The 12,213-nt window shown below is 34.6% G+C and carries 11 protein-coding genes; all 11 read left to right on the plus strand.

What is annotated here, in order from left to right; all coding sequences use genetic code 11:
* The first annotated feature begins 96 nt into the window (after positions 1-96).
* Positions 97-1,035 (plus strand): ABC transporter permease, encoded by a 939-nt coding sequence (locus ERL59_RS12725; protein ID WP_160646607.1) that lies wholly within the window; start codon positions 97-99, stop codon positions 1,033-1,035.
* A 16-nt stretch (positions 1,036-1,051) separates the two neighbouring features.
* A complete protein-coding gene (locus ERL59_RS12730; RefSeq protein ID WP_160646608.1) occupies positions 1,052-1,984 on the plus strand; it encodes a carbohydrate ABC transporter permease in 933 nt (310 codons plus the stop codon).
* A 30-nt stretch (positions 1,985-2,014) separates the two neighbouring features.
* Positions 2,015-3,508: an ABC transporter substrate-binding protein gene (locus ERL59_RS12735; protein WP_160646609.1), complete on the plus strand. Its 1,494-nt coding sequence runs from the start codon at positions 2,015-2,017 to the stop codon at positions 3,506-3,508.
* 101 nt (positions 3,509-3,609) lie between these two features.
* Positions 3,610-5,028: a glycoside hydrolase family 1 protein gene (locus tag ERL59_RS12740; protein WP_160646610.1), complete on the plus strand. Its 1,419-nt coding sequence runs from the start codon at positions 3,610-3,612 to the stop codon at positions 5,026-5,028.
* A gap of 21 nt (positions 5,029-5,049) precedes the next feature.
* The gene (locus ERL59_RS12745; RefSeq protein ID WP_160646611.1) at positions 5,050-5,949 is read left to right on the plus strand and encodes an ROK family protein; all 900 of its coding nucleotides are present in this window, start codon (positions 5,050-5,052) and stop codon (positions 5,947-5,949) included.
* 21 nt (positions 5,950-5,970) lie between these two features.
* Positions 5,971-6,855, plus strand: coding sequence for an ROK family protein (locus ERL59_RS12750; protein WP_160646612.1), 885 nt, complete (start codon positions 5,971-5,973; stop codon positions 6,853-6,855).
* Between the two features lie 212 nt (positions 6,856-7,067).
* Entirely contained in the window at positions 7,068-7,931 is an 864-nt protein-coding gene (locus ERL59_RS12755; protein WP_160646613.1) for a metallophosphoesterase, read from the plus strand.
* 443 nt (positions 7,932-8,374) lie between these two features.
* Positions 8,375-9,127, plus strand: coding sequence for an SDR family NAD(P)-dependent oxidoreductase (locus tag ERL59_RS12760; protein WP_160646614.1), 753 nt, complete (start codon positions 8,375-8,377; stop codon positions 9,125-9,127).
* Between the two features lie 387 nt (positions 9,128-9,514).
* A complete protein-coding gene (locus ERL59_RS12765; protein WP_160646615.1) occupies positions 9,515-10,153 on the plus strand; it encodes a helix-turn-helix domain-containing protein in 639 nt (212 codons plus the stop codon).
* 6 nt (positions 10,154-10,159) lie between these two features.
* Positions 10,160-11,032 carry a hypothetical protein gene (locus tag ERL59_RS12770; RefSeq protein ID WP_160646616.1) on the plus strand — a complete coding sequence of 291 codons (873 nt, stop codon included), beginning with the start codon at positions 10,160-10,162 and terminating at the stop codon, positions 11,030-11,032.
* A gap of 18 nt (positions 11,033-11,050) precedes the next feature.
* Positions 11,051-12,211, plus strand: coding sequence for a beta-ketoacyl-[acyl-carrier-protein] synthase family protein (locus ERL59_RS12775; protein ID WP_160646617.1), 1,161 nt, complete (start codon positions 11,051-11,053; stop codon positions 12,209-12,211).
* The last annotated feature ends 2 nt before the right edge of the window (positions 12,212-12,213 follow it).

A 12,213-nucleotide genomic window follows, 5' to 3' on the forward strand; every position in this document is an offset into this window, starting at 1 on the left:
CAGCAAATCTAATAATTGTTAACTACCGAGTGGGATTGAACGGTTATACAATATAGAAGAGGGAGAGAAATCTAATTGAAAGGATCGGAGGGCTACATGAAATGGTTTAAAAATACTCTAAGAGATTTATATGCTAATCGCATATGGCTAATGTTTGTTTTACCAGCAACCATTTGGTTTATCATTTTTTCGTATTTACCTATGATTGGACATGTTATTGCATTTAAAGATTTTAGAATTCATAGAGATGGCTTTTTCGCCAGCCTATGGCATAGCGAATGGGTTGGATTTAAAAATTTCGAATTTTTATTTAAAACAAATGTGGCTTGGGAGATAACAAGAAACACGATTTTATACAATTTAGTATTTATTTTTTTAGGACTGTTTTTAGCGGTGGCTTTTGCAATTGGCTTAAGTTTACTAGCAAATAAAAAGCTAACAAAAATTTATCAAACGGGCATGCTGTTTCCTCACTTTTTATCTTGGGTTGTTGTAAGTTATTTTGTTATGACCTTTTTAAGCACTGATCGGGGGGCAATTAACAGTCTACTATCTTTCTTTGGAGTGGAAGCGATTTCTTGGTATTACGAGCCAATCTATTGGCCTTTCATTCTCGTTTTTATGGCGATGTGGAAAGGTGTAGGATATCAGATGATTGTGTACTTAGCAGCTATCGTCGGTATTGATCGTTCTTACTATGAAGCGGCAATGATTGATGGAGCATCGAAATGGCAGCAGATCCGCCATATAACGATTCCGATGATTACTCCTTTAATGATGATATTGACCATTATGAATATTGGAAGAATTTTTTACTCTGATTTTGGATTGTTTTATCAAGTTACACAAAATTCAGGTGCATTATATGACGTTACAAATACCATCGATATGTATGTGTATAATGGGCTGACAACATTAGGGGACATGAGTATGACGGCCGCTGCAGGATTTTATCAATCAGTTGTAGGTTTTGCCCTAGTGATTATAACAAATTATGTAGTGAAGAAAGTTGATGAAGATTATGCTTTATTCTAGAAAGGGGAACATGAACATGCCAAAAAAAGCAAATAATTCATCATTAACATTGACAAATGGATATACTCCATATGGCTTAAAAGGGATTTCTAATGTTATCTTGAGCATCATGATGGCAGTTTTTTCGTTCATTTGCCTCTTTCCATTTATTTATGTCATTATTATTTCTTTCACTGCTGAAGAAAGTTTAATACGAAATGGGTTCCAGATTATTCCAGATTCCTGGAGTTTAGAAGGGTATAAATATTTGTGGAAGTCACAGGGACAAATCTTACGTTCGATTGGGGTTACCCTGTTTATTACTGTATTTGGGACGTTGTTAAGTGTAGTAATGATTTCTTTATTTGGATATGCAATATCACGAAAAGAGTTCAAATACCGTAGATTATTTACATTTTTAGCTTTTTTCACGATGTTGTTCGGTGGTGGTTTAGTACCAACTTACATCGTTGTGACACAATTTCTTGGTTTACGAGATAACATTTTGGCATTGATTTTACCTCTTGTTGTCCAAGCATTTTGGATCATCATTATGAGAACCTTTTTTATAAGATCTGTACCGGAAGCGGTGATTGAATCGGCACGTATTGATGGTGCAAGTGAAATTAGAATATTTATGCAAATTGTGCTACCTTTATCTTTACCCGCTATAGCAACAATTGCCTTATTCAGTACACTGACTTATTGGAATGACTGGTTTCAGGCACTTCTTTACATCACTGATCCAGATTTATATCCGCTGCAAGCGTTACTTTCCAAGATTGAAAGCAACATTGAATTTCTAAAGGAAATGAAATTGATATCTGGATTACAGGCGGGTATTACTATACCAGAAGATTCAGCTAAAATGGCTATGGTAGTTATTTCAACATTACCTATCGCACTATCTTATCCGTTTTTCCAAAAATATTTTGTAGAAGGGTTAACGGTAGGAAGTGTTAAGGAATAGATACATTGATATTATAAGGGAGGTTTTATAATGAAGAAGTTTTTATTATTAATATCAGTAGTGTTAAGTTTTAGTTTTGTACTTGTAGGATGTAGTGATAATGATACAACAGAACCTGGCTCAGATACAACGAATACAGAAACAAATTCGGATCCCACGCTTGAGCTGTATGAGATTAAGTGGTACGCAATAGGTGGACCTCCACAAGATCTTGATTTGGTATTGGATGAGCTTAATCCATATTTGAAGGAAAAAATTAATGCTACTCTAGATTTGGAGTTTATCGACTGGGGTGAGTATGACAAAAAAATGACAACAATGATTACTGCTGGTGATAAATTTGATATCGCTTTTACTAGTTCTTGGGCAGCAAATTATATAATAAACGCTCAAAAAGGTGCTTTTCTAGGATTGAATGATCTTATGGATCAGTATGGACAAGATATGAAGGCAGTAATTGATCCAGCATTCTTAGAGGGTGCAAAAATTGATGGGGAATTGTATGCTGTTCCTGTGAACAAAGAAGTTGGGCAACAAAGCGTGTATGTATTCAACAAACGACTCGTTGATAAACACAATATGGATATTTCAACGATTCAATCTTTAGAAGATCTAGAACCGTTTTTAAAAATGATTAAAAATAATGAAGCAGATATAGAAGCACCAATCGCACCATTTTCACCATATTTGCCGTTTGACTATATTTTACAAGAAAAATTACCGTTTGCAGTGAATATGGATGGGGATCAAGCGAAAATAGTGAATTGGTATGAAGAACCAGAAACGATGGAAACGTTAAAAACAATGCATAAGTATTATAATGCAGGTTACATACCTGCTGATGCCGGTACAAATGAAAATGCGACTTATGATTATCAAGTAGAAAATTGGTTCGTTAGAAAAGAAATGTACCAGCCTTATGCAGAACTTTTGTGGCAGCGTTCTGGTAATTATGAGTTAGTCGTTCAACCGATGCATGATCCTATTACGTTTAATAACTCAGTTTTGGGCTCTATGCATGCCATCTCAATTACATCAGACAACCCAGAGCGTGTAATGATGTTTATGAATTTACTGAATACCGATCCTTTTGTCCGTACTACCATTGATAAAGGAGTTGAAGGTGTCCATTATGAAACACTTGATAGTGGAAAAATTAGAGATATTGGTACAGTGCGCTCAGAGCGTTATGCAGTACCTACCTTCGCCTTAGGGAATCATTTCATTCTTCCTCTATATGAGGATGATCCAGAAGATAAGTGGGAATCTTTCCAAACTTTTAATGATTCATCAATTAATGCACCTACGTTAGGATTTGTATTTGACACAGATTCTGTTCGTACTGAAATAGCAGCTATCTCTAACGTAGCGGAGCAGTACAACAAATCGTTAATGAACGGAGCTGTAGATCCAGAAAAATACTTGGCTGAAGCAAATAAAAAGTTTAAGGATGCTGGTATAGATACTGTTATTGAAGAAATGCAAAAGCAATATGATGAGTGGAGAAAAGCACAAGGCAAATAACTCGCTTAGGCATATCTAGAACGATAAACAATTGATTTTAAACAAACTGGTGCGGATGATGAATGGATCATCCGCACTATGTTTATTGAAAGGTGAAATGTATGATACAAACCTATGATGATCATTGTGGAGATTTACAATTTGAGTTTCCTGAACATTTTTGGTGGGGCTCCTCATCATCTGCTACGCAGATGGAAGGAGGAGCATATAAAGATGGGAAAGGAGCAAACATTTGGGATTATTGGTATGAGACAGAACCTGATCGTTTTCATCATGGGATAGGGCCAACTCAAGCTTCGCAATTTTACGAAAAATATCGTGAAGATATTCAACTGATGAAGGCAACAGGGCATAACAGTTTCCGATTCTCGATCTCGTGGTCAAGAATGTTTGCAAAAGGAGTAGGGGAGGTCAACCCAAAGGCTGTTTCGTTTTATAACAATGTGATCAACGAGCTAATTGAACATGGAATAGAACCATTCGTCAATTTATACCATTTTGATATGCCACTAGACATGCAAAAAATAGGGGGATGGGAAAATCGAGATGTTGTCAAGTTTTATGTTAACTATGCAAAAACTTGCTTTGAGCTTTTTGGTGATCGAGTAAAAAAATGGTTTACTCACAATGAACCGATCGTACCGGTAGAATGTGGTTATTTATATGGTCATCACTATCCTGCTCTATGTGATTTTCAAAAAGCGGTTCAAGTAGCTTATCACTCTATGTTGGCCAGTGCAGAAGCGATTAGGGTATACAAACAGCTGTGGCAGGATGGGAAAATCGGTATTATTATCAATTTAACTCCTTCATATGCTCGCTGTGCTCATCCTGAAGATATAAAGGCAGCGAATATTGCCGACTTACTGTTCAATCGTTCTTTTTTAGATCCATCTGTTAAGGGTAGATACCCTGTAGAACTTGTGGAGTTTTTACGAAATCACAACTTTTTACCTTCTTTTGAGCAAGAAGATTTAAAAACGATAAAAGAGAATACCATTGACTTGTTAGGGATCAATTATTATCAACCGAGAAGGATTAAAGCGAAGGAGCATATTCCTAATCCTAACGCCCCTTTCATGCCTGAGCAATTTTTTGATTATTATGAAATGCCAGGACGCAAAATGAATCCTCATCGTGGATGGGAAATATACGAAAAAGGGATTTACGATATTTTGATCAACGTAAAAAACAATTATGGCAATATTGAATGCTTTATTTCTGAAAACGGAATGGGTGTGGAGAATGAGCAGAGATTCATAGATGATGATGGCTGCATACATGATGATTATCGAATTGACTTTATCAAAGGTCACCTTAGGTGGGTCCATAAGGCTATCGAAGAAGGAGTCAACGTGAAAGGTTACCATCTTTGGACGTTCATGGATAATTGGTCTTGGTTAAACGCATATAAAAATCGCTACGGTCTTGTATCTGTTGATTTAAATAGAGATGGTGCTAGAAAGGTTAAAAAAAGCGGACATTGGTTTAGTAAGTTAGCTGAGAATAACGGATTTTAATCTTATTTGTAGGTGAACACAATGGAACGATATGTCATATTTGATATTGGTGGAACAACAGTGAAACATGCAATTATGAATGCGGAAGGTGAAGCGATTGAATCTTTTTCATATCCTACACCAGCGCAAGGAAACGATGAAATTTATGAACTGCTAATACAACTAATCAATGAGAGTAAGAGAAAATACCCTATCAAAGGGGTCGCTTTAAGTATTCCGGGTGCTGTGGATATAAACTCAGGTGAGGTGTATTATGCAGGTTCTGTCATAGATCTTATGCATTCAAATGTCAAAGAAAAGTTAAAAGAAACGGGACTTCCGATTGAGTTAGAAAATGATGCGAATTGTGTGGCTTTAGCCGAAAAATGGAAAGGCAATGCTGTCAATACTGATAACTTTGTCTGCCTTACATTAGGTACAGGTATTGGGGGTTCGATATATTTAAATGGAAACTTATATCGAGGAAAACAAGGCATGGCTGGAGAGATTGGTTTAATGTTACTTCATGCTGATTCAAAAACACCTAAACATCTTCTATTTGAGAAATATTCATTTAGCCGATTAGGATCAACTTGGAACTTGGAAGATAGAATTTCAAAGAAATTAGAGAGACCTTTGACAGGAAGAGAGATATTTACTTTATACGAGCAGAAAGATGAAGGAGTTACAAAAGAGGTAGAATCTTTTTACCATACAATAGCGATAGGAACTTTAAACATCATTCATGTCATGGCACCTGAGAAAATATTGTTCGGTGGTGGAATCAGCTCACAGCATAATTTCATCTCTAAAATTAAACAAAAAATTAGTACCATACTCCCAGAAGCTTTAGAGTTAACAGAACTTGACCATTGTCATTTCTACAATCAGTCTGGACAACTAGGGGCATTGTATCATTTTTTAAAACAAACAAATAAATAATGACAGGGTGTGAAGATATAAATGATTATTGGAGGAATTGAAGCGGGTGGAACAAAATTTGTTTGTGGCATTGGGAATGAAAAAGGAGAAATTACAAATCGTATATCCATTCCTACTACGAATCCGACAGAAACGATGGATCAAGTAAAACATTTTTTTAGAGGGACTCCATTGGATGCAATAGGTGTCGGTTCTTTTGGTCCCATTGATTTAAATCGAAACAGTGGAACATATGGATATATTAAAAACAGTCCGAAGGTGGAATGGAAGGATTTTGATTTTGCTGGAGCGATAAGCTCAATTTGGAACGTGCCTATTGGTTTTGACACAGATGTTAATGCTGCTGCCCTTGCGGAAAGTATATGGGGAGCCGCAGAAGGACTGTCTAGCTGTTTATATATTACAATCGGCACAGGTATTGGAGCAGGTATGATTGTTCAAGGTTCGATGTTAAGTGGAATTTCACATCCAGAAATGGGACATATTCGTGTGAGAAGACATCCTAAAGACCATTATGAAGGCTGTTGTCCGTATCATCATGATTGTTTAGAAGGCCTTGCTGCTGGACCTGCTTTAGAAGAGAGATGGGGGAAAAAAGGCGTTGCCTTGAAAGGTGTAGATCAAGTGTGGGAGTTGGAAGCCTATTATTTATCAGAAGCGCTTGTTAATTTTATTTTAACCCTTTCACCGATGAAAATTGTCCTAGGTGGTGGAGTCATGAAGCAACATCAGTTATTTCCACTTATTCAAAAAATGGTTCAATATAAACTAAATGGTTACCTATCTTTTAATGAGTTGTCACAAGAAAATATTGCTCAATATATTGTTCCACCAGGGTTGGGGGATGATGCCGGACTGAAGGGGGCACTTGCACTAGCGATGAGAGCTTACCAGAGCAAGTTATGATCTATAACAATGATTAATAAATTCAATCTTGAGAGATTTTAGCAAATTAGATTTACAACGTATTCCCAATGTTTATACAACAGGTGTTTATTCTGCATATTCGTATAATCTTTCATTGCTGAGAACTGACTTTTTGAATAAACATTATTAATGAAGGTTTTAAATCTGTTATAGTGTAAACATATGTATTTATTGGGATGTGAGAGATTGGAATGAAAGAAAAAATATCCAGAAGAAGTTTTTTGAATAAAATATGGAAAAGTGGCTTAACTTTAATGGGATTAACAGTATCCATCCCTTCCTATTCTTATTTTGGTGAGAGAAAGTGGCTTCAAACAAATCAGATCAAGTTGAGTTCAAAAAGAATACCTTCACCATTTTCAGGATTAAAGATCGTTCATTTTAGTGATTTGCACCTTGGTTTTCACATGGATGATCAATATTTTGATGATTTAATAAAACAAGTAAATGCTCAACAGCCAGATGTCATTTGTTTTACAGGTGATTTAATAGATGAGGATGCTTCTAATTTAGTAGATTATATTCCTAAATTACAACAGTTTAAAGCTCCTCTTGGTAAATTTGCTGTATTAGGTAATCATGATAAAATAAGATCCGATGCTGTAGCTGGCGTTGCAGAAGCCTTAATGCGTTCTAATTTCAACCTTCTTATTAACAAAAATGTACAAATCAAACGACAGAATGCAGTGATGAATATTAGTGGTGTAGATGATATATTGATTGGCAATCCCAACTTGGATCAAGCATTATTAGAAGCTAATCAAGATACTTACACCATTTTACTTGCACATGAGCCAGATTTTGCTGATATTGTACAAGACTATCCAGTTGATCTTCAGCTCTCTGGCCATAGTCATGGAGGACAGGTTAGATTACCTTTAATTGGACATATCATTACACCTCCTTTGAGTAAAAAATACGTAAATGGTTTATATGAAGTAGGAGATTCGTTAAAGGTATATACAAATAGAGGGATTGGCACAACAATTTATCCTTTTCGATTTTTTTGCAGACCTGAAATTACTGTCATTACGCTAGAAACTGCAATATTATAAATACACGATAATATAGTAGATCATAGACTGAATAAATTTTATTGCAATAAAGAAAAAAAAGTATATAAAAACACCCCCTCTATCACAGTAGAGCGGGTATTTTTCGTTTTTCTAATATCTAAAGATGTATTGCTAAAAATGGAAAATAATTACTTTTATGGATTTGTTTTAAGTTCAGTGTTTTATATATATATATTATTCTTATTGTACTCCATATTATATCTAAAAAAGAGAAATATGTTCATGTTATTTTCTTTTTGAGATGAAACCTGACATTTGACCATTCATTTTATATCCTTCTATTTTACAATTTATCCTTAATTTAAAGCAATTTGTGCTGAGTCATGTGATCTCTCCTTAAGAGATAATAATTCTATTGTGAAAGATAGATTCTCAGTAAAATTAAAATTTATCAAAATATGATTTTGAAAGGTTGAGAAAATATGGGGAGATTGGATGGCAAAGTTGCAATTATTACAGGTTCTGCGAGTGGAATGGGGAAAACAGAAATTCTTCTTTTTGCAAAAGAAGGTGCCAAAGTGGTAGTGACAGATATTTTAGAAGACAAAGTAAATGATCTCGTTTCAGAAGTTAACTCAAATGGGGGAGAGGCTATCGGATTTTATCACGATGTCACATCAGAAAAAGACTGGATTCGAGTTGTAAAGGATACGTTTGGACAATTTGGGAAAATAGATATTTTAGTAAATAATGCAGGAATAGTAAATGCTGCTTCATTACTGGATGATAGTGTAGAACAATGGCAGAAAACTGTTGATGTTAATCTTACAGGTACTTTCTTAGGTATGAAACATGTAATTCCAAAGATGATAGAAAATAATGGAGGTTCTATTATTAATATTTCTTCTATTACTGGATTATCTGGAGGTTTAGGAGGAAATTCTTATTCAGCTTCAAAAGGTGCAATACGCATATTATCAAAGGGTGCAGCCATAGATTATGCCAAACAAAACATTAGAGTGAATTCTGTACACCCTGGTTTCATTCAAACACAGATGTTAGAAAATCTAATAAGCAATAAAGCAATAAAAAAAATGTTTAAGGATCTAACCCCTTTACCTCGATTTGGAAAACCTGATGACGTCGCAAGCAGTGTATTATTTTTAGCTTCTGATGAATCTGCCTATATAACAGGAATTGAATTACCAATAGACGGAGGATATTCTGCCAAATAAATAAACCAGCATAATGACTGGATAGTTAAAATTTTGTTCTTTTAAGAAGCCAGTAGATTCTCATCAAATAAAGGATGATCTACTTGCTTTTTTTTCATCATTATTTCTTCCAAAAATATCTTTTATTTTCATTTAATTGACAATTTCTGCATGATTTCAGGCAATTCTTGCTGAGTCGTGTTGGATATCTCTAAGGGATAATAATGGTAATCATTTGAAAGGAGGTGAATGAGCATGTATTTTTCTAGAGTTAATTTTAGCTGTTCTTTGTATTTACCCTATTTACAACATGAATATTTTTATTTAAATACGAATGAATTTTACAATTTTTATGAATTATGATGAAGGGAATTTTATAACAAAAAAGGTATCGAGGAGGGAGACGTTTTGAATGAAATTCTAGTTTTAATTTATCAGAATGATAATAATAATTTGCTCGAAAAAATTTCAAAAGATTTTAAAGTAGAAGTTATAAATTGTTTAATCAATATTAAAGAAAAACTATTATCTGAAAAATATAAACTACTGGTGTTCATGTCTCCATTCAAAAAAATTCCAAGTCATTTTAAATTAGAAGAACTAGCAGTCCCGGTCATTAGTATGTTGGGAGTGGGAAGGCTTCAAATGGTTTCTTTTCTAAAGACATTAAAATATATCAATTTAGTAAATGATTTAGGCATGAGTTTAAAAGAACAGCCCAACTCTCCATTATTTTATGAGTCTTTAGTTTACATTGAAGAAAATTTGTGCAGAAATGACTTATCCCTTAAAGAAGTAGCAAATACAATGTTTGTTAGCCATGCACATTATTCAAGATTTTTTAGAAGATATATGGGAAAAGGATTTAAACAATACATTACTGAGAAGAGAATTGAGAAGGCAAAATTCTTATTGGAAAGCAAATTACAAGTGACAGATGTTTGTTATGAAATAGGTTATACTGATTTGACACATTTTGCTAGAACTTTCAAAAAGTTAGTAGGTGTTAATCCATCACAATACAAAAAAATAATAAATGAGGACTGATAAAATTTGCATAAAAAAATTGTAATGATATTAGTGGCATTTGTAATTTTAACCATTAGTTATGCTGTTTATGATTTTTTAAAGCCATATGAACTTCCAAATGTGGATGCAGATCTTTCTAAAAATGATTTGAGTTTAAATTTTGAAAATGAACGAACTTCTTATCAAAAATATGCTAATGAAACAAGTGAAAGCCAAAACCTACATAATGAAAAACAATATCAGATGGTAGTAGAAAAGTTAAAACAGCATATAAAAGAAGATCAGGAAAACCTTTTTTATCTCAATGAGTTAAGGATTGTTATGAATAACAATGGTGAGATACAAAAGTACATTGACTATATAAACGAAATGAAATACACCTCCAAAGAAGCCCTCTTACAACTCGCCCTAGCCTACATTGACAAACTACAAGAACTAAACTTAGGAACTGGTTCTCTTGGAAAACTCTCAACTCTTTCAATTCGCGAATTAAATAAAATCATTGAAAATGATGAATACCACTGGTTGGCTCATTATGCTAGAGGATTAAATAATTTGTACTGGCCCCTTGGTTTGAAGAGAATTGATAAAGCAATACAGGATTTATCCTATTGTTTATCTATCGCAAAAAAATATAAAAACTACGAGAATCCACTCTGGCAGGAAATTTATATCGCTTATGGAGATGCATTGATTAAAGGTGGTGAAGTTAGTACTGGATTTCAAGTATGGAAGGATGGTTATAACTTATATCCAGACAATATTGGACTAAAAGAAAGAGTAGAGTCAGGTGAAGAGGGTGCTTATTCAATCGTAAAAAAAGAAAGGGGAATCGATATTTTCCAAAGACCTGACAAAAGGTTAACAGATATCAGTAGACTTTGGGATCAAAAATAGGGTAGTGGAGATGAGAGTATGAATGTTTATATTACTGGAATTGGTGTATGTACATCTGTTGGAACTACGGTAGAGGAAACATGGGAAAATATACTGCTTGGTAAACATGGAACTAAAAAAATAAGCAAGTTTCCAAGTTTAGAACTGAATGCTTGTGAAATACCCAATATTCATGAGCTTCATTGTAATTCTTCCCACATGAATGACATCGGAAATGCAACAAAGTTGTTCTTGAAAACTGCAGAAGAAGCAATACAAGATGCGGATTTAGAGATGAGTGACAACGCCAAAATTGGACTAGCCATCGGTACAACGATGGGGGAAATTGATTGTTTAGAGAATAGATTGTTAAACAAGTCGTTCCATGCAAAATTTCAAGGCGGTCCCGATGCGATAGCTAATCAAAACTATAAGTTATTAAATTTAAATGGACCTTCATGGACGATTACAAATGCTTGTGCAGCAGGGAATATTGCGATTAGTCGAGCTATGGATGAAATTATTTATGGACATGCAGACGTGATGATCGCTGGAGGAGTGGATGTCCTTTCTTGGATCGCTATTCATGGTTTCAGGAGTTTAAAAGCTATGAGTCCGGATTTATGCACACCATTTGATAAGGAACGAAAAGGATTAATTTTAGGCGAAGGAGCTGGCGTTTTAATTCTTGAGAGTGAACGTCATTTAATGAAAAGAAACAAATTGCCACGTGCTAAATTGTTAAGTTGCGGTTTAAGCAGTGATGCTCATCACATTACACAACCGGATCCAAATGGTCATGGAGCGATCAAAGCAATGAATTCAGCGATAAAGATGGCAGAGATCAATGTGAAGGATATTCAATATGTGAGTGCGCATGGCACTGGAACTACGGCAAATGATTTGATGGAAGCAAAGGCAATTAAGGCTGTTTTTAGCCATACGAATCCATATGTAAGTTCCATAAAAAGTCAAATTGGACATACGTTAGGTGGTGCAAGTGCCATTGAGGCTGCATTATGTGTGCAGGCCATTAACACGAATACTTTACCTCCTAATATTCATCTGAGAAATCAGGACCCTGAAATAGAATTAAATGTGATCAAAGAGACTCCAGTCAAAACTCATGTTCATTATTTGATGTCAAATGCTTATGCGTTTGGTGGAGTAAATACTTCAATTATTATAGGGAGGCCATAATG

The organism is Chengkuizengella marina, from assembly GCF_009910845.1.
GTDB classification, from domain to species: domain Bacteria; phylum Bacillota; class Bacilli; order Paenibacillales; family KCTC-33759; genus Chengkuizengella; species Chengkuizengella marina.